14 protein-coding genes and 1 tRNA gene are annotated in these 18748 nt (G+C 65.5%); 9 read left to right on the top strand and 6 right to left on the bottom strand.

Annotated features, from left to right (window positions below; translation table 11 throughout):
* Positions 1-5 precede the first annotated feature (5 nt).
* Positions 6-797 carry a WecB/TagA/CpsF family glycosyltransferase gene (locus B3E91_RS16770; RefSeq protein WP_090224635.1) on the top strand — a complete coding sequence of 264 codons (792 nt, stop codon included), beginning with the start codon at positions 6-8 and terminating at the stop codon, positions 795-797.
* 35 nt (positions 798-832) lie between these two features.
* On the opposite strand, the gene B3E91_RS16765 is transcribed toward B3E91_RS16770, so the two are convergent.
* Positions 833-2137 (bottom strand): O-antigen ligase family protein, encoded by a 1305-nt coding sequence (locus B3E91_RS16765; RefSeq protein ID WP_287030589.1) that lies wholly within the window; start codon positions 2135-2137, stop codon positions 833-835.
* Between the two features lie 215 nt (positions 2138-2352).
* On the opposite strand from B3E91_RS16765, the gene B3E91_RS16760 reads away from it, so the two are divergent.
* The 4 genes from B3E91_RS16760 to B3E91_RS16745 all read left to right on the top strand — a co-directional run bounded on the left by B3E91_RS16760 (position 2353) and on the right by B3E91_RS16745 (position 6514).
* Positions 2353-2429: transfer RNA gene (locus tag B3E91_RS16760), tRNA-Arg, on the top strand.
* 386 nt (positions 2430-2815) lie between these two features.
* A complete protein-coding gene (locus B3E91_RS16755) occupies positions 2816-3901 on the top strand; it encodes a glycosyltransferase (protein ID WP_287030588.1) in 1086 nt (361 codons plus the stop codon).
* Positions 3902-4039: 138 nt separating this feature from the next.
* On the top strand, positions 4040-4360 hold the full coding sequence (locus tag B3E91_RS16750; protein ID WP_287030586.1) for an I78 family peptidase inhibitor: 321 nt from the start codon (positions 4040-4042) through the stop codon (positions 4358-4360).
* A 39-nt stretch (positions 4361-4399) separates the two neighbouring features.
* Complete coding sequence (locus tag B3E91_RS16745) at positions 4400-6514, top strand: CHASE2 domain-containing protein (RefSeq protein ID WP_287030585.1); 2115 nt, start codon at positions 4400-4402, stop codon at positions 6512-6514.
* A gap of 4 nt (positions 6515-6518) precedes the next feature.
* On the opposite strand, the gene B3E91_RS16740 is transcribed toward B3E91_RS16745, so the two are convergent.
* Positions 6519-7115 carry an OmpA family protein gene (locus tag B3E91_RS16740; RefSeq protein WP_287030583.1) on the bottom strand — a complete coding sequence of 199 codons (597 nt, stop codon included), beginning with the start codon at positions 7113-7115 and terminating at the stop codon, positions 6519-6521.
* On the bottom strand, positions 7112-7582 hold the full coding sequence (locus B3E91_RS16735; RefSeq protein ID WP_287030582.1) for a FecR family protein: 471 nt from the start codon (positions 7580-7582) through the stop codon (positions 7112-7114). Before B3E91_RS16735 ends, B3E91_RS16740 begins: the two co-directional genes overlap by 4 nt.
* A 129-nt stretch (positions 7583-7711) precedes the next feature.
* On the opposite strand from B3E91_RS16735, the gene B3E91_RS16730 reads away from it, so the two are divergent.
* Complete coding sequence (locus B3E91_RS16730; RefSeq protein ID WP_273230873.1) at positions 7712-9787, top strand: HD domain-containing phosphohydrolase; 2076 nt, start codon at positions 7712-7714, stop codon at positions 9785-9787.
* Between the two features lie 31 nt (positions 9788-9818).
* On the opposite strand, the gene B3E91_RS16725 is transcribed toward B3E91_RS16730, so the two are convergent.
* Positions 9819-10256 carry a MarR family winged helix-turn-helix transcriptional regulator gene (locus B3E91_RS16725; protein ID WP_090224622.1) on the bottom strand — a complete coding sequence of 146 codons (438 nt, stop codon included), beginning with the start codon at positions 10254-10256 and terminating at the stop codon, positions 9819-9821.
* 188 nt (positions 10257-10444) lie between these two features.
* Between B3E91_RS16725 and B3E91_RS16720 the strand changes: the two genes are divergently transcribed.
* The 3 genes from B3E91_RS16720 to adeC are packed head-to-tail and all read left to right on the top strand — an operon-like array spanning position 10445 to position 16193.
* Entirely contained in the window at positions 10445-11596 is a 1152-nt protein-coding gene (locus B3E91_RS16720; RefSeq protein ID WP_273230876.1) for an efflux RND transporter periplasmic adaptor subunit, read from the top strand.
* Between the two features lie 20 nt (positions 11597-11616).
* Positions 11617-14754, top strand: coding sequence for an efflux RND transporter permease subunit (locus B3E91_RS16715; RefSeq protein WP_090224619.1), 3138 nt, complete (start codon positions 11617-11619; stop codon positions 14752-14754).
* Positions 14751-16193: an AdeC/AdeK/OprM family multidrug efflux complex outer membrane factor gene (gene adeC / locus B3E91_RS16710; RefSeq protein WP_287030580.1), complete on the top strand. Its 1443-nt coding sequence runs from the start codon at positions 14751-14753 to the stop codon at positions 16191-16193. The genes B3E91_RS16715 and adeC overlap by 4 nt, the downstream gene beginning before the upstream one ends.
* Before the next feature lie 538 nt (positions 16194-16731).
* On the opposite strand, the gene B3E91_RS16705 is transcribed toward adeC, so the two are convergent.
* Together B3E91_RS16705 and B3E91_RS16700 are read right to left on the bottom strand one after the other, a co-directional pair.
* Complete coding sequence (locus B3E91_RS16705; protein WP_287030579.1) at positions 16732-17955, bottom strand: CaiB/BaiF CoA transferase family protein; 1224 nt, start codon at positions 17953-17955, stop codon at positions 16732-16734.
* A 109-nt stretch (positions 17956-18064) separates the two neighbouring features.
* Positions 18065-18748 (bottom strand): acyl-CoA dehydrogenase family protein (locus B3E91_RS16700; protein ID WP_287030578.1); only part of this gene is annotated, 684 nt, incomplete at its 5' end.

Raw genomic sequence — 18748 nt, 5'->3', positions numbered from 1 at the left:
TCTTCATGAAAAATCCGATTGTTAGGAAAGAAGATTTACTCGTCCGGCGATTGATGTTGCTTGAGGAAAATGAGACCGAAGATTTCCTCAGGAATCTGCGCATGGTTAAACGGCCGAGCATTCTGGGATTCCTCAATCAACATGGATACAACATTACGCAGCAGAACCTGTCTGCCCGTAAGAGCTTTCTTAAAGTCGACTACCTCCTGCGAGATGGTATTGGCATCAAACTGGCCTGCAAGGTTAATGGTGTTGAGCCAAAGGCCAACCTGAACGGAACCGATTTCATTCCGAAGCTTCTGGACTTCTTCATCAACGATGACACCGTTGATTGCCAGTATTTCGCCATGGGTACTCAGGAACCCTGGCTCAGCAAAGGAGCGGACAAGCTTTTCAGAGGCCGGCCGTTCCATGCCATCGATGGTTTCAAAACTATCGACGAGTACGTGGAGTTCTTTAAGACCGCCTATCGGGAAGGAGCGATGCCGATCATCGTGCTGGCGATGGGCATGCCGAAGCAGGAAGCAGTGGCCGTGCGCCTCAAGAACGAGCTGGACATGCCGGCGCTGTTCGTCTGCGGCGGTGCCATCGTGGATTTCTCCGCCGAGCGTTTCGAGCGCGCGCCGGAGTTCTTCAGGAAGTTCGGCCTCGAGTGGCTGTATCGCCTGCTGATGGAACCGCGCCGCCTGTTCCGTCGCTATGCCGTAGGCATTCCGCTGTTCTTCTACTACGTGGCGCGGAACAGCTTCGGTGCAAAGCCACATGACGGCGGACAAGTGCTGAAGCGCCAGTCCTGAGGGGTGGTCGCGTCGTCAGAGGTCTCCCAGACCCCTCAGGCCGGACGTTGCTTCTGGCGCCGGTCCACCAGATGATGGTTGGCCAGCACCGCTATCGCGCAGAGGACCACGAAGGTCGCTGCATTCGAGGGAATCTGCAGGTTGAAGTCGGTGGTCGAATGGATGAGCAGCGCAAGAATGCCCATCCCGGCACCGAAGCCGATGCCGTTGCGGTACAGGGAATCCTTGTGGCGCATGGCTTTCAACGCGTAATACAGTGAAATCAGCACGAACAGCGCCAAGGGTATGCAGCCGATCACGCCGTACTCGATGAAGAACTGCAGGTAGTCGTTGTGGGCATGGTCGAAATGCAGCGGAAGGCCCGTGGCATAAGGCGGAAAGACTGACTCGAAGCTTCCCGCGCCCTGCCCGATGATTGGCCGGTCCTGGGCCAGCGGCAGCGCCAGCGCATAGACATCGCCGCGTAGCTCGTTGGCTTTCTGAACCACTTCCCCTTGTTCGACGACGTCGTTGAGCCGCGTGTTCACCAGGCGGTCCTTGAGCTCGTCGAGCCCGAAATACTGGCTCACCACCAGCACATCGACCAGCACCAGGCTGGCGAAGATCAGCCCGTTACGCAGGCGGTTTTCCTTGTGCAGCAGCAGAAACAGCGCACCGACCAGCATCAGGCTGCCGAAGAATGCGGTATTGCCCATGCGCGAATGGCTCATGACCAGGCCGATGACCATGATCACCAGTGCCAGGCGCAGACGGGCCTTGGGACCCATCAGGGTTTCCAGCACGCTGACCCAGTGGAACTGCCCGCCCTGGCGCAGCGCCAGCAGCAGGCCGATGCCGATGGCCAGGGTCATCTCCAGATAGCCCGCCAGGTGATTGCGATTGACGAAGGTGCCGGTGGCATGACCGATGTGATAGTCCTTCGGCCCGAAAAGCAGGCGCTCCACGCCGGATAGCGTCATCGCCGAGCCGAAGAAGGCCTGGAAGGTTCCGCTGATCACCAGTACACCGATCAGCAGGGTCAGGCGCTTGCGGGTGCGGAAAACGCCGATCACCAGCAGATAGAGCAGGCAGTAGGTGCAGCCCAGGAGGAAATACTGGGCCGACGCGCCGGCGTCGCGGCTCAGGCCGCCCAGCCACTGGATGGCTACCCATAGCTGAACCAGCGCCAGCAGGCCGAGCGGCAGCAGGGCATGTCGGAACGACGAGCCCAGCGGGCGCTGGCGCTTGAGCTGAAGCAGCGCCCAGAAGGCGGCCAGCAACGCGGTGACGAAGCAGAAGAAGGCCATCGACCAGTCGCGGTTGCTGCCCAGGGGCAAGGGTAGCCAGACAAGCAATGACAACAGCGCGCCAAGGATGCAGCGCTCTAAGGCTTGATAGGGTTGAGGCATAAACAGGGCTTATCTCGGCAGAAAATCGTTTCATTGTGCAGGCAAGGCATTGAGCGAGCCACCTTTATATGGCCATTTGCCTTCTTTTTCGCCTGCCCGGCGACCGGTGACCGGTCGTGCTCGGCATGGACGTTGCGCGCTCGCATGCGTATCATGCGCCCCGCAACGCACCAGTAGCTCAGCTGGATAGAGTACTGCCCTCCGAAGGCAGGGGTCGTGGGTTCGAATCCCGCCTGGTGCGCCAGTTCAAGTTTCCAGTATCGGTCGATATCTGAGAAACGCCAGAGCCCGCCACGAGCGGGCTTTTTATTGCCTCGTTTTCCCTTCGCTCGACAGGCCTTTTTCATTCGATATGTGATCGGCGGCTCTATGGAACTGCACCGCCTTAATTAGTCTAATTCTCCCGAAATCCAATGACTGTCATGTAACGCTGTATATATGGCTAGTGGCTGTTTGGCATCAAGTAGTTAATTCCCTCTGCAATTGGACCCGTCTATGACCCCCCAAAGCGCCCCTCGTAAAAAGGTACTGGTATATAAGTCCCAACTACTGCCTTATTCCGAGACTTTCATTCGTGAACAAACACGGTGCCTGGAAAGTTGGAGAGGAATCCTGGTCGGCGATCAGGTCATGGAGAAAGGTCTTTCCCTCGACGGGCTCGATGTCCGTGTGCTGGGCAAGAAGAACCGTGTCGTTCGCAAGTTGGTCAACACCGTCAACGAATTGCTCGACCGTCCCTCGCGTTCGGCGCTGAGCCAGTTGCGCAAGGAAGACGCCCAACTGCTGCACATCCATTTCGCCACCGAGGCGGTACGCATCTGGCCGTTGATCCGCGCGTTGCAGCTGCCGACGCTGGTGACGTTGCACGGCTTCGATATCAACGTGTACCGCGAATACTGGGAGGCCGGCGGTGGCGGGCGACAGTTGAAGCGGTACCCCGAGCGTCTGCTCGAGCTCGCCAACTACGAAAAGATCCACTTCCTTGCCGTGTCCGAGGCGATCAAGAAGAGCGCGATCGAGTACGGAATTCCCGAGCACAAGATCAGCGTCAGCTATATCGGCATCGACACCGACCAGTTCGTTCCGGGGCCGATTCCCATGGCCGAGCGCAAGCAGGTGCTGTTCGTCGGGCGGATGGTCGAGAAGAAGGGCTGCGAATACCTGCTCAACGCCTTCGCCGACATCCAGGGCGCGTGCCCCGAGAGCGAGTTGCTGATCGTCGGCAACGGCCCGCTCGAGGCGTCGCTGAAGGCCATCGCCGAGGCGCGCGGGGTGCGCGCACGCTTTCTCGGCGCGCTTCCCAGCGAGCAGATCCGCAGCCTGCTGGGCAGCGCGCGGGTGCTTTGCATGCCCAGCATCACCGCCGAGAACGGCGATGCCGAAGGCCTCGGCATCGTCCTGCTGGAGGCGCAGTCGTCCGGTGTTCCGGTGATCACGTCGGCGCGCGGCGGCGCGCTGGAGGGCATCCAGCATGGCAAGACCGGGTTCGCCCATGAGGAGAAGGACGTCGAGGCGATCAAGGGCTACCTGAAGGAAATCCTGCTCAACGACGAGCTGGCCATAGCTTTCGGTATCGCCGCCCGCGAGCATTGCGTGAACAACATGAACATCAAGTCCTGCATGCGTGTTCTCGAGGGTTACTACGACACCTATTCGCGCGCGTTCGGGCGCTCTTCCGCGGCAGAGGCGAGCCTGGTGACATCCGCCTCGCGCTGATCTGCACCGTTCGACGACAAAGCCCGCCTCGCGCGGGCTTTGTCGTTTTCGCGGCGGGCGATTGCGTCAGGTCGGCCCACGCTGCCGCCGGCGTCCCGAGCTGGTATGGTTCGGCCTCCAGTCCATCGGAGAACCCGCATGCTTTCGAAGAAAATCCATTGCGCCTGGCTGTTGCCGGTCGCCCTGCTCGCCGGTTGTGCCAGCCATGACGAGGCTCCGTCAGCCGCGTTGCAGCCCGCGGCCATGCCTCCTGCCGAGACCTGCACGGCCAGCGCGGTGCAGTCGCTGATCGGGCATCCGGTCAATCCCGCTGTTCTCGAGCAGGCTCGCCTGCAAGCCGGCGCGCAGCGCGCTCGGGTGCTCCGGCCGGGAACCGCGGTGACGCTCGAATACGACTCCCAGCGGTTGAACCTGGACACCGACGACGCCGACCTGATCACCCGCGCTTCCTGCGGCTGAACCCGACAAGGACGCCTTCAACGCAGGGAGTGAGCGCAGGTGCCGTCTTTCCAACCGAACCGCGTGCTGCCGTGGTTGCCGTTCCTGGCGATCGCCGCGGTTCTCGCGCTGTACCTGAGCCAGCCCTTGCCCCTGCTGGCGGTGCGCAATGCGGTGTTCGACCAGTACCAGCGCTGGCAGCCGCGGGTCTACCGCGACGCGCCGGTGCGCATCGTCGATCTCGATGAGCAGAGCCTGGCGCGGATCGGCCAGTGGCCCTGGCCGCGCACGCGGGTGGCGGAGCTGGTGGAGCGTCTGCAGCAGGCTGGCGCGGCGGCGATCGTGTTCGACGTGCTGTTCGCCGAGCCCGACCGCACCTCGCCGTCCGCGCTCCTGCGCGACACGCCTCTGCCTGCCGCCGTGAGCGCCGAGCTGGCGCGACTGCCGGACAACGATGAGGTGCTCGCCGGCGCGCTGCGCAACGGCGGCGTGGTGCTGGGCTTTGCCGCCGAGCGTGGCGAATCCAGTGGCGAGTTGCCGGCAAGTCGCTTCGGCAGCGTGCTGCAGGGGGCTTCGCCGTTGCCCTGGCTGCCGGTGTTCCGCGGCACCGTCGCGGCGCTGCCCGCGCTGCAGCGGGCGGCGGCCGGAAACGGCAGCATGACCTTTCTTCCCGACGCCGACGGCGTGGTGCGCCGCGTGCCGTTGTTCCTGCGGGTTGGCGACACGCTGCTGCCGTCGCTGGTGGCCGAAGCGCTGCGGGTCGGCCAGGGCGCGCGCAGCTACCGGCTGCGGGTCGACGAGGACAGCGGGATCGAGCAGGTCGGGGTCGGCGCCGCTCGCATTCCGACCACCGCCAGCGGTGAGATGTGGGTGCATTTCACCGAGCATCGATCTTCGCGCAGCCTGCCGGCCTGGCAGGTGCTGGCCGGCGAGGCTCCGGCCTCGGCGCTGGCCGGCGCCATCGTGCTGATCGGCACCTCGGCGCAGGGCCTGCAGGACCTGCGCTTCAGTCCGCTGGGCGGAATCATTCCGGGCGTCGAGGTGCATGCCCAGGCGCTGGAACAGGTGCTCGGCGGCGACTACCTGACCCGTCCCGGCTGGGCGATGGCGGTGGAAACCGTGCTGGTGCTGCTCGGCGGGATACTTCTCAGCCTGCTCGCCCTGCGCAGCCGCGCGCTGGTGTCGACACTGGTCGGCGGCGCGATCCTGCTTGCGTTGAACGCCGCCGGATGGCTGGCGTTCGCCCGCTACCAATTGCTGCTCGACCTGTTCGTACCCTCGCTCGGGCTGGGCGTGGTGTTCATCGTTGCCAGCATCGTCCGGCACATGGCCGCCGAGCGCGAGCAGCGCTGGGTGCGCGAGGCGTTCTCCCGCTACGTGTCGCCGAACCTGGTGGCGCACCTGATGAAGAATCCCGGGCAGTTGCAACTGGGCGGCCAGCGGCAGCAGTGCAGCTTCGTCTTCACCGATTTGACCGGCTACACCCGGCTGATGGAGAGCCAGCCGGCGGAAGAGGCGGTGGGCCTGCTCAACGATTACCTGGAGGGCATCATCCGCATCGCCTTCGCACATGACGGCACTCTCGACCGGATCGTCGGCGACGCCGTGGCGATCATGTTTTCCGCCCCCGTGCCGCAGGCCGATCATCCGGCCCGCGCACTGGCGTGCGGCCAGGGCATCCAGCGTTTCACCGAGGACTACGCCGCCGCCCTGCAAGCCCGCGGTACGCCATTCGGGCTGACGCGCATCGGTGTGCACAGCGGCGAAGTGGTGGTCGGCAACTTCGGCGGCTCGGCGATCTTCGATTACCGCGCGCTGGGCGACCCGGTGAACACCGCCTCGCGGCTGGAAAGCCTGAACCAGCACATCGGCACCACGCTGTGCGTGTCCGCGGCGATCCGCGAGCACTGCCCATGGGCACCCATGCGGGCGGTCGGACGCGTGGTATTGAAAGGTAAGAGCGAGCCGGTGGCGGTGTTCGAACCGCTGCGCGGCGAGGCGGCAGATGAACCGTACGACGCGGCCTTCGCCCTGCTGGAGCAGGACCCGGCCGGCGCCCTGGAGGCCTTCGAGGCGCTGCATGCCGCGCGACCGGACGACGGCCTGGTGGCTTTCCATGTGCACCGGCTGCGCGCCGGCGAACGCGGCGCGCAGTGGGCGATGACACGCAAGTAGGGCGTTAGCGGACCAGCACTTCGACGCGGCGGTTCTTCGGCTCCGCGGTGTCGTCGGGCGTCTTCACCAGCAGGTTGCGTTCGCCGTGGGAGGTGACCACCAGCTCCAGCACCTGCACGCCGTTGTCGCGCAACAGCTTGGCGATGGTTTCCGCGCGTTTCTGGCCGATCTTCTCGTTCCACGCCGCGCCGCTTTCGGTGTCGGTGTGGCCGATCACCGACACCGCCGACGGGCCGCGGGAGATGATCGTCTTGAGCACTTCCTGCATCGCCAGCTTGGACTCGTCGGTGAGCACCGCACCGCCAGACTTGAAGTACAGCAGGTAGCTCACCGGCAGCGCCGGCTGCGCGTTCAACGCGGGGGTGAAATCCGCCGCGATGCGCTGTGGCTCCACCGGCACGGCGGTCTGGGCAGCCTTGCCGTCGAGCATCACGCCCTGCTGCTTCTGGTTGACCAGCGTGGTGCCCTGGGCGGTACTGACGGTGATCGCCCCGGTGCTGCCATCCGGGCTTTCCATCAGCACCACATAGGACGAAGGTTTGCTGGCGCAGCCGCTGGCGAGCAGGACGAACAGCAGCAGGCCGAACAGGCGAGTCATCATCGGCCTGCCTCCTCGACCTTGACCAGGAAATGCGTGCCGCGCACGCCGATGGTGCCGGTCGGCGTATGCACCTCGACCGCTTCCGGCTTGAGCTTGGCGATCACGCCGGAGATGTAGTTCAGCGTTCCGCGGCTGATGTTGGCGTTGAGCTTGAGATCGCCCTTGGCCGGCTCGTAGAGGTATTCGTCGACCTTCAGTTCGCTGTTCGGGCCGAAGGACATCAGCGTGCTGTCCTCGAAGGTCACGCCAAGCGTACCGGCCGGCCCGGTGCGCAGGCTGGAGCCGACCTGCAGCGGCATGCCGACGCTCGCCGGCCGGGCGACGCCGTCGGTCACCACGAAGGCTTCTCCGCTGACTTTCATCACGTAGCCGATGGGTTTGTCGCTAGGTTCTTCCGCGTGGGCGAGGCAGGCGACGAGGAGCAGGCCGGCGAGCGCGCGGGGTGAGGTCTTTTTATTGAAAAGCATATAACCTCCAGTGAGTGGGTCAGAGTCCGCGACGACGGACATCGGCAGTACGGCCCGTAATTCGAACGCGCCGCAGCACCAGGCTGCAGGCCAGAGAATACGGGCCGTCGATGAGGAGCAGATTGCAGTATGACATCATGGATATTCAAGTTCAGATTCCAGAGCTGGACGGTCTTGCTGGCGGGATTCTTCGTCCTGCAGATGCTGCCGATCCTGGCCCTGAATTTGGGCGTCGATCCGAAGCAGGCGCTGCTGCTTTCGTTCCTCTGCGTGCTGGTGACGCTGCCCACTGTGCTGTTCGGCTTCCGCAGCATGAACCGCACCATCGATACCCTGGCCGAAGACACCCGGCTGATCCGCGATCTCGACTTTTCCGGAAGGCTGCCACAGGAGTCGGTGTTCTTCGAGGTGGACAGCCTGAGCCGCAACCACGCCGAGATGAAGGCCGCGCTGCAGCGCCAGACCCGGACCCTGCAGGAAACCCAGCACAAGCTCTCCAGCCTGGTGGAAAACGGCCTGCTGCTCTCCTCCGAGCGCGACCGCACCGCGCTGCTGCGGCACATCCTGCTCGAAGGCAAGCGCATCTGTAACGCCGATGCCGCGACCATGTACCTGAAGACCGAGCACGACAGCCTGCGCTTCGCGCTGCGCTCGATGGACGATGCACTGCCGTCCTTCGAGATTCCGCTTCACGACCCGCTCAGCGGCGCGCCCAACGAAAAACACGTGTCCACCTACGTGGCGCTGCACAACGAGGCGGTGCTGATCGACGACGTCTACGGCGAGACCCGTTTCGACCTCAGCGGCACGCGTCACTACGACAGCGAGTCCGGCTACCGCACCGTGTCGATGCTCGCGGTGCCCCTGGCGCCGCGGCAGGGCGAGGTGATCGGCGTGCTGCAGTTCATGAACGCCATCGACCCACAGAGCGGCGATGTGATCGCCTTTCCCCGGCAGGTCCTGAGCTTCGTCGAGGCGCTCGCCTCGCAGTCGGCGATGGCGCTGGAGAACCACAACCTGATCGATGCGCAGAAGGTTCTGATCGATTCGATGATCGAGATCCTCGCCGGCGCCATCGATGCCAAGAGCCCTTACACCGGTGGGCACTGCGAGCGCGTGCCGGACCTGGCGATCATGCTCGCCGAAGAGGCCTGCAAGGTCAGCGAAGGGCCGCTGGCGGACTTCAACTTCGCCAGCGCCGACGAGTGGCGCGAGTTCCGCATCGGTGCCTGGCTGCACGACTGCGGCAAGATCACCACGCCCGAGCACGTGGTGGACAAGGCGACCAAGCTGGAAACCGTCTACAACCGCATCCACGAGGTGCGCATGCGCTTCGAGGTGCTGCTGCGCGATGCCGACATCGCCCGCCTGGAAGCGCTGCGCGGGGGAGAGGACGAGGCGCGGGTGGAGGCGCGACATCGGGACGAGGTCGCCCGGCTGCACGCGGATTTCGCCCTCGTCGCCGAATGCAACATCGGTGGCGAGCTGATGGCCGAGGAACGCATCGAGGCGCTGCGTAGCCTCTCCGAGCGCCGCTGGGTCCGCCACTTCGACGACCGCCTGGGGCTCTCGCACGGCGAGCTCGAGCGCCTGCAGGCTGTTCCGGTGCAGCCGCTGCCGGCGGTCGAACAGTTGCTCGCGGACAAGCCGGCGCACCTGCTGCCGCGCCCGCCGGGCAAGGCGCTGGACCCGAAATACGGCTTCAAGATCAACGTCCCCGAGCACCTGTACAACCATGGCGAGCTCTACAACCTGAGCATCAGCCGCGGCACCCTGACCGAGGAGGAGCGCTTCAAGGTCAACGAGCACATCATCCAGACCATCGTGATGCTCGAGAACCTGGCGCTGCCGGCCAACCTCAAGCGCGTGCCGGAGTACGCCGGCACCCATCACGAGACGCTGCTGGGCACCGGCTACCCGCGGCAGCTGGACCGCAACAGCCTGTCGATTCCGGCGCGGATCATGGCGATCGCCGACATCTTCGAGGCGCTGACGGCATCGGACCGGCCGTACAAGAAAGCCAAGACGCTCTCCGAGTCGATCCGCATCCTCGCCAACCTGCGCGACAAGGGCCATATCGATGCGGACCTGTTCGCGCTGTTCCTGCGCGCCGGCCTGCACTTGCGCTACGGCGCGCGCTACCTGCACGCCGAGCAGATGGACGAAGTGGATGTCGAGGCGTATCTGGGGGCCTGCGCGGCCTGACCACGCTGCGCCGTCCGGCGCGGCGGGGAACCTACTGGGACGGCGTGTCGTCGTCCTTCTTCAGGCACTTGGCCAGCAGCGTGGTGAGCGTCTGCCGGTCCGCCGGGTCCAGCGGCGCGAACATCTCTTCCTCGCACTGATGGATCAACTCCTGGGCGCGATTCATCGTCTGCAACCCGTCGGGATTGAGGTACAGGCGAAAACGTCGCTGGTCCTGTTCGTCGCGGCAGCGGCAGATCAACCCGTGGGTTTCCAGTTCGCGGACGCGGCGGGTGATGTAGGCCTTGTCGATGCCGCTCAGCCGCGCCAGGTCCTGCGGACTCAGGCCGGGCTCTATCTCGAGCATCTCCAGCATGTGCGCATCGGGCGGGTTCAGCGGTACGCCGGCTTCCTGGAATTTCGACAGGATGTTTCGCCGAAGCTTCAGGAAGACCCAGCGCAGCGCGCGGGACAGGTCGGGTTCGGACATTCGTCGGGCCGGAAAGTAAGGGATGAGAAAATATAGTTGATCATGTCAACTATCTGCAATTAAAGTTACCCGATATCGATAATGACGTCGCCCCCTTTCCGGGGTCTCGCACCCTCTTTAGCCAGTTTTTCCCAGCCGAGCCGCCCCGGGCGTGTTCGGTCGTTTACTCAATTTTGTGAGGAAAAGTCATGCGATCACCCTACGCCATGCGTGCGCTGGTTCCGGCCCTGGCAGCAGCCCTCGTGCTCGTCGGCTGTGGCAAGCAGGAAGCTCCAAAGCAAGCACCCAGCGCACCTCAGGTCGGTGTGGTCACGCTGCAGGCGCAGCCTTACGCGAGCACCTTCGAGCTGCCGGGTCGCACCTCGGCCTTCCGCATCGCCGAAGTGCGTCCGCAGGTGAGCGGCATCATCCTCAAGCGCCTGTTCAAGGAAGGCAGCGAGGTCAAGGTCAACGATCAGCTCTATCAGATCGATCCGGCCACCTACCAGGCGACCCTCAAGAGCGCCGAGGCGACGCTCGCTTCGGCGCGTTCGCGTTCCGACCGCTACAAGGCGCTGGTCGCCGATCAGGCCGTCAGCCGCCAGGACTACGACGAGGCGCGCGCCGCCACGCTGGAGGCCGAAGCGGCGCTGGAGCAGGCGCGTATCAACGTGCGCTACACCAAGGTCCTGGCGCCGATCAGCGGCCGCATCGGTCGTTCGATGGTGACCGAGGGCGCGCTGGTCAACACCGGCCAGGCCGATGCGATGGCGATCATCCAGCAGCTCGATCCGATCTACGTCGATGTCACCCAGGCGTCCAAGCAGATGCTCCAGCTGCGTCGTGATCTCGACAGCGGCCAGCTGCAGAAGGCCGGGGAAAACGCCGCCAAGGTCACCCTGACCCTGGAAGACGGCAGCACCTACGGCCACGAAGGCAAGCTCGAATTCTCCGAAGTCAGCGTCGACGAGGGCACCGGCTCGGTGACCCTGCGCGCGGTCTTCCCGAACCCCGACCACACGCTGCTGCCGGGCATGTTCGTGCACGCGGAGCTGGTCGGCGGCGTGCGCAGCCAGGCGATCCTCGTGCCGCAGCAGGGCGTGACCCGCAATACCAAGGGCCAGGCGACCGCGATGGTGGTCAATGCCGAGAACAAGGCCGAGCTGCGGGTGCTCAAGGCCGATCGCGCGGTGGGCAGCCAGTGGCTGGTCAGCGAAGGCCTCGCGGCCGGCGACCGGGTCATCACCGAGGGCCTGCAGTACGTCCATCCGGGCGCCGAAGTGAAGGCGGGCCCGGCCAGCAACGTTCAGGGCGATTCCGCCAAACCCGCGCCCGAGAACGGCGCCCAGGGTCAGCAGTAAGGCGCAGAGGCTAGCCCCATATGTCCAGATTCTTTATCGATCGACCGATCTTCGCCTGGGTCATCGCCCTGGTGATCATGCTTGCCGGTGGCCTGTCCATCCTCAAGCTGCCGATCAACCAGTACCCGAGCATCGCCCCGCCGGCCGTCGCGATCCAGGTCTCCTACCCCGGCGCCTCGGCGCAGACCGTGCAGGACACGGTGGTGCAGGTGATCGAGCAGCAGATGAACGGTATCGACGGTCTGCGCTACATCAGTTCGGAGAGCAACTCCGACGGCAGCATGACCATCACCGTGACCTTCGAGCAGGGCACCAACCCCGACATCGCCCAGGTCCAGGTGCAGAACAAGCTGCAGCTCGCCACTCCGTTGTTGCCGCAGGAGGTCCAGCAACAGGGCATCCGGGTGACCAAGGCGGTGAAGAACTTCCTCATGGTGATCGGCCTGGTCTCGACCGACGGCTCGATGAACAGGAACGACCTGGCCAACTACATCGTTTCCAACATCCAGGACCCGATCTCGCGGACCAAGGGTGTCGGTGACTTCCAGGTCTTCGGCGCGCAGTACGCCATGCGCATCTGGCTCGACCCGGCGAAGCTGAACAACTTCCAGCTGACCCCGGTGGACGTGCGCACGGCGGTCCAGGCGCAGAACGTCCAGGTGTCCTCCGGCCAGCTTGGTGGCCTGCCCGCCATTCAGGGCCAGCAACTCAACGCCACCATCGTCGGCAAGACCCGCCTGCAGACCGCGGAGCAGTTCGGCGCGATCCTGCTCAAGGTCAACCGTGACGGCTCCCAGGTTCGCCTGAGCGACGTCGCCAAGGTCGAGCTGGGCGGCGAGAACTACGCTATCAGTGCGCAGTACAACGGCAACCCCGCGTCGGGCCTGGCGATCAAGCTGGCCACCGGCGCCAACGCGCTGGAAACCGCCAAGGCGATCCGCGCCACCATCGACCAGTTGAAGCCGTTCTTCCCGGCCGGCGTCGAGGCGGTGTTCCCCTACGACACCACGCCGGTGGTATCCGCCTCCATCGAAGGCGTCGTGCACACGCTGGGCGAAGCCATCGTGCTGGTCTTCCTGGTGATGTTCCTGTTCCTGCAGAACTTCCGCGCCACGTTGATCCCGACCCTGGCGGTGCCGGTGGTGCTGCTGGGAACCTTCGGCGTTCTGGCGGCCTGCGGCTTCACCATCAACACGCTGACCATGTTCGCCATGGTCCTGGCCATCGGCCTGCTGGTGGACGATGCCATCGTGGTGGTGGAGAACGTCGAGCGGGTGATGACCGAGGAGGGCCTGTCGCCCCTGGAGGCGACCCGCAAATCCATGGGCCAGATCCAGGGCGCGCTGGTCGGTATCGCCCTGGTGCTTTCGGCGGTGTTCCTGCCGATGGCCTTCTTCGGCGGTTCCACCGGGGTGATCTACCGGCAGTTCTCGATCACCATCGTCTCGGCCATGGCGCTCTCGGTGCTGGTTGCCCTGGTATTCACTCCGGCGCTCTGCGCGACCCTGCTCAAGCCGGTGAAGAAGGGTGACCACGGCGAAGGCAAGCGCGGCTTCTTCGGCTGGTTCAACCGCTCCTTCGAGCGCGGCGTGCACCGCTACGAACGCAGTGTGGGCTCGATCCTCAGGCACAAGGCGCCCTACCTGCTGATGTACCTGGTGATCGTCGGCATCATGGTCTGGATGTTCACCCGCATTCCCACCGCCTTCCTTCCCGAGGAAGACCAGGGCGTGCTGTTCGCCCAGGTGCAGACGCCGGTCGGCTCGACCGCCGAGCGCACCCAGGCGGTGGTCGACCAGATGCGCGAGTACCTGCTCAAGGACGAATCGAGCACGGTCAGCTCCGTGTTCACCGTGACCGGCTTCAACTTCGCCGGCCGCGGGCAAAGCTCGGGCATGGCCTTCATCATGCTCAAGCCCTGGGCGGACCGCACCGACAAGGGCAACGACGTGTTCTCCCTCGCGGGGCGTGCGCAGGCGCACTTCTTCGCCTTCCGCGACGCCATGGTGTTCGCCTTCGCGCCGCCGGCGGTACTGGAGCTGGGTAACGCCACCGGCTTCGACTTCTTCCTGCAGGACCAGGCCGGCGTCGGCCACGAGGCGTTGACCAAGGCGGCCGGCCAGTTCATGGAGCTGGCCTCGAAGAATCCGACGCTGGTGCGCACGAGGATCAACGGCGTTGCCGATGAGCCGCAGTTCCAGCTCGAGATCGACGACGAGAAGGCGCGTGCCCACGGTGTCAGCCTGTCCGACATCAACGACACCCTGAGCATCGCCTGGGGCTCCAGCTACGTGAACGACTTCATCGACCGCGGTCGGGTGAAGAAGGTCTACCTGCAGGGGCAGCCGGATGCGCGGATGTCTCCGGAAGACCTGAACAAGTGGTACGTGCGCAACGCCGACGGGCAGATGGTGCCGTTCAACGCCTTCTCCAGCGGCCACTGGGTCTACGGCTCGCCGAAGCTGGCCCGTTACAACGGCGTTTCCGCGATCGAGATCCTCGGTGAGCCGGCGCCCGGCCAGAGCACCGGCGCGGCGATGAAGGCGGTCGAGGAGATCATGGCGCAGATGCCCGAGGGCATCGGCTATTCCTGGACCGGCCTGTCCTACGAGGAGCGACTGTCCGGCTCGCAGGCGCCGGCGCTCTACGCGCTGTCGCTGCTGGTGGTGTTCCTCTGCCTGGCGGCGCTCTACGAGAGCTGGTCGATTCCGTTCTCGGTGATGCTTGTGGTGCCGCTGGGGATCATCGGTGCGCTGTTGTTCACCAGCTGGCGCGGGCTGTCCAACGACGTGTTCTTCCAGGTCGGGCTGTTGACCACCATCGGTCTGGCGGCGAAGAACGCGATCCTCATCGTCGAGTTCGCCAAGGAGCTGCACGAGCAGGGCAAATCCCTCACCGAGGCGGCGATCGAGGCCTGCCGGCTGCGCCTGCGACCCATCATCATGACCTCGCTGGCGTTCATCCTCGGCGTGGTTCCCTTGGCGATCTCCAACGGCGCCGGCTCGGGCAGCCAGCACGCGATCGGTACCGGGGTGATCGGCGGCATGCTGTCGGCCACCGTCCTGGCGATCTTCTGGGTGCCGCTGTTCTACGTAATGGTCAGCTCGATAGGCAAAGACAAGCGTCCGAAGGCCACTAGCGAGGAGGTCGAGCAATGAAAAAGTCTCTCTTGAGCCTGGCGCTGATCAGCGCCCTGACGGGTTGCTCGCTGATCCCCGACTACCAGCGCCCCGCGGCGCCGGTGGACGCCGCCTACCCGGCCGGCGACGTCTATCCGGAGTCCAACACCGCCGGCGGCACGCCCGCCGCCGAGCTGGGCTGGCGCGAGTTCTTCCAGGACGCCGACCTGCAACTGCTGATCAGCAGCGCCCTGCAGAACAACCGCGACCTGCGGGTCGCCGCGCTGAACGTCGATGCCTACCGCGCGCAGTACCGCATCCAGCGCGCCGAGCTGTATCCGCAGGTCGGCATCGGCGGCGGCGCCACGCGCCAGCGTCTGCCTGCCGACCTGTCGCGCTCGGACGGGGCGTCCATCAGCAGCCAGTACAGCGCCACGGTCGGCATCAGCGCCTGGGAGCTGGACCTCTTCGGTCGCCTGCGCAGCCTCAACGAACAGGCGCTGGAGCAGTACTTCGCCACCGCCGAAGCGCAGCGCAGCACGCAGATCAGCCTGGTGGCGAGCGTCGCCAACGCCTGGTTCACCCTGCAGGCGGACCAGGCGCTGCTCAAGCTCGCCAACGACACGCTGGGCACCTACCAGCGCACCTACGAGCTGAGCCAGCGCACCTTCGACGTCGGCGCCAGCTCGGCGCTGGACTTGCGCCAGGCGCGCACTTCGGTGGACAGCGCGCGCGTCAGCGTGGCGCAGTACCGCCGTCAGGTCGCCCAGGACCGCAACGCGCTGACCCTGCTGCTCGGCGGCCCGCTGCCGCAGAACCTGCAGCCGGACGACGACCTGTACGCCGTGCAGTTGGCGGAAGTCCCGGCCGGCCTGCCTTCCGAACTGCTGCAGCGGCGCCCGGACATCCTCGCCGCCGAGCACAACCTGAAGGCCGCCAACGCGGTGATCGGCGCCGCCCGCGCGGCGTTCTTCCCGAGCATCACGCTGACCGCCAACGCCGGTACGGCGAGCAGCCAGCTGTCCGGCCTGTTCGACGGCGGCTCGGGGACCTGGCTGTTCGAGCCGCAGATCAACCTGCCGATCTTCACCGCCGGTAGCCTGAGCGCCAGCCTGGATGCCCTCGAGATCGCCAAGAACATCGAAGTGGCGGACTACGAGAAAACCATCCAGACCGCGTTCCAGGAAGTCTCCGACGGTCTCGTCGCGCGGCAGACCTACCGCGAGCAGCTCGAGGCCCAGCGTCAGCTGGTGGCCAGCACCGAGGACTACTACAAGCTCGCCGATCGCCGTTACCGCGGTGGCGTGGACAGCTACCTGATCCTGCTCGATGCACAGCGCCAGCTGTTCAGCGTGCAGCAGAACATGATCGGTGACCGTCTCGCTCAGCTGACCAGCGAAGTGAACCTGTACAAGGCCCTCGGTGGCGGTTGGCAGGAGCGCACCGCGCCACTGGTGCCGGTGGCAAGCGCCAACTGACGTTATCCGCTGCAGGCAAAACGCCCGGCATTCGCCGGGCGTTTTCGTTTCCATCGGGTAACGGTGCGCGCGGCGCACCCTACGGCGGTGCGACCCGATGCCCGCACGACGCCGTGCGGCGCAAACGCTGTTGGGCGTGTTTGTTTCCGGCGAGTAGCGGTGCGCATGGCGCACCCTACGGCGGCACGACTCCACGCCCGCACGACGCCGTGCGGTGCGAACGCTGTTGGGCGTGATTGTTACCGGCGAGTAGCGGTGCGCATGGCGCACCCTACGGCGGCGCGGCTCCACGGCGGCACGACGCCGTGCGGCGCAAACGCTGTTGGGTGTTTTTGGTTTTCGTCGGTTAACGGTGCGCATGGCGCACCCTACGGCGGCGCGGCTCCACGGCGGCACAACGCCCCGTGGCGCAAACGCTGTTGGGTGTTTTTGGTTCTCGTCGGTTAACGGTGCGCGCGGCGCACCCTACGGGGCCGCTGCCTAGACGTAGGGTGCGCCATGCGCACCGATGCCAGGCTGCGTCGGGCAAACCAAGCCGCTAAAGCACACCGCGCTCGCGCAGCGCCGCCACTTCGCTCGCCGCCATCCCCAGCCATTCGCGCAGCACCTGCTCGCTGTGCTCGCCGAGCAACGGCGGGGCGTTGCGGTATTCCACCGGGGTTTCCGAGAGGCGGATCGGGCTGGCCACCTGCGGCACGCTGCCGGCCAGCGGATGCGGCAGCTCGACGCGCAAGCCACGGGCGATCACCTGCGGATCGGCGAACACCTGGGCAAGGTCGTTGATCGGCCCGCAGGGCACGCCGGCCTGCTCCAGCGCGGCGACCCATTCGGCGGTGGTCCTGAACACCGTGGCCTGGCGGATCAGCGGGATCAGTTCGGTGCGGTGGGCGACCCGCGCCCGGTTGCTGGCGAAGCGTGGATCGTCCGCCCACTCCGGGTGCCCGGCGACTTCGCAGAATTTGCGGAACTGGCCGTCGTTGCCGACCGTGAGGATGAAGTCGCCATCGGCGGTGGGGAAATCCTGGTAGGGCACGATGTTCGGGTGCGCATTGCCCAGGCGTTTCGGCGCGACGCCGGTGGTCAGGTAGTTCAGCGCCTGGTTGCCGAGGCAGGCGACCTGCACGTCGAGCAGCGCCATGTCGATGTGCTGGCCCAGGCCGCTGCGCTCGCGCTGGTTCAGCGCGGCGAGCACCGCGACCGCCGAGTAGAGCCCGGTGAGGATGTCGGTCAGGGCCACGCCGACTTTCACCGGGCCGGCGCCGGTTTCGTCGTCGCTGCGTCCGGTCAGGCTCATCAGCCCGCCAAGGCCCTGGATCATGAAGTCGTAGCCGGCGCGTTTGGCGTAGGGTCCGGTCTGGCCGAAGCCGGTGATCGAGCAGTAGATCAGCCGCGGGTTCAGCGCCTTCAGCGTCGCATAGTCCAGCCCGTAGGCGGCCAACCCGCCGACCTTGAAGTTCTCCACTACCACGTCGGCCTTGGCCGCCAGCTCGCGGACGATGCGCTGGCCTTCGGGCTGGGTGAAGTCCAGGGTCAGCGACTGCTTGTTGCGGTTCGCCGAGAGGTAGTAGGCGGCCTCGGCGGTGTTCTCGCCGGCCTCATCGCGCAGGAACGGCGGGCCCCAGTGACGGGTGTCGTCGCCGACGCCGGGACGCTCGACCTTGATCACCTCGGCACCGAGGTCGGCGAGGATCTGCCCGGCCCAGGGCCCGGCGAGCACGCGGGACAGGTCGAGTACACGGATGTGGGATAACGCGCCGGACATGGGTGAAACCTCGAAGCTCAAGCGAACCTGGGATGGATGACGGTTCCCCCATCCACCTTGCGCGGGCAGCGGTGGATGGAAAGACGTCGGCTACGCGCTCCGATTCCCGTCAGAAGAACGCCTGGATACCGGTCTGCGCGCGGCCGAGGATCAGCGCGTGCACGTCGTGGGTGCCTTCGTAGGTGTTCACCACCTCGAGGTTGACCAGGTGCCGGGCGATGCCGAACTCGTCGGAGATGCCGTTGCCGCCGAGCATGTCGCGGGCCAGGCGGGCGACGTCCAGCGCCTTGCCGCAGCTGTTGCGCTTCATGATCGAGGTGATCTCCACCGCCGCGGTGCCTTCGTCCTTCATCCGACCCAGGCGCAGGCAGCCTTGCAGCGCCAGGGTGATTTCGGTCTGCATGTCGGCCAGCTTCTTCTGGATCAGCTGGTTGGCCGCCAGCGGACGACCGAACTGCTGGCGGTCCAGGGTGTACTGGCGCGCGGTGTGCCAGCAGAACTCGGCGGCGCCCAGCGCACCCCAGCTGATGCCGTAACGCGCGGAGTTGAGGCAGGTGAACGGGCCTTTCAGGCCGCGCACGTCGGGGAAGGCGTTCTCCTCCGGGCAGAACACGTTGTCCATCACGATCTCGCCGGTGATCGAGGCGCGCAGGCCGACCTTGCCGTGGATCGCCGGTGTACTCAGGCCGTCCCAGCCCTTTTCCAGCACGAAGCCGCGGATCTCGCCGGCGTCGTCCTTGGCCCAGACCACGAACACGTCGGCGATCGGGCTGTTGGTGATCCACATCTTGCT

This window comes from Pseudomonas sp. UBA6310 (genome assembly GCF_002438225.1).
GTDB lineage: Bacteria > Pseudomonadota > Gammaproteobacteria > Pseudomonadales > Pseudomonadaceae > Pseudomonas_O > Pseudomonas_O kuykendallii.
This window is presented reverse-complemented; position numbering and strand designations above follow the sequence as displayed.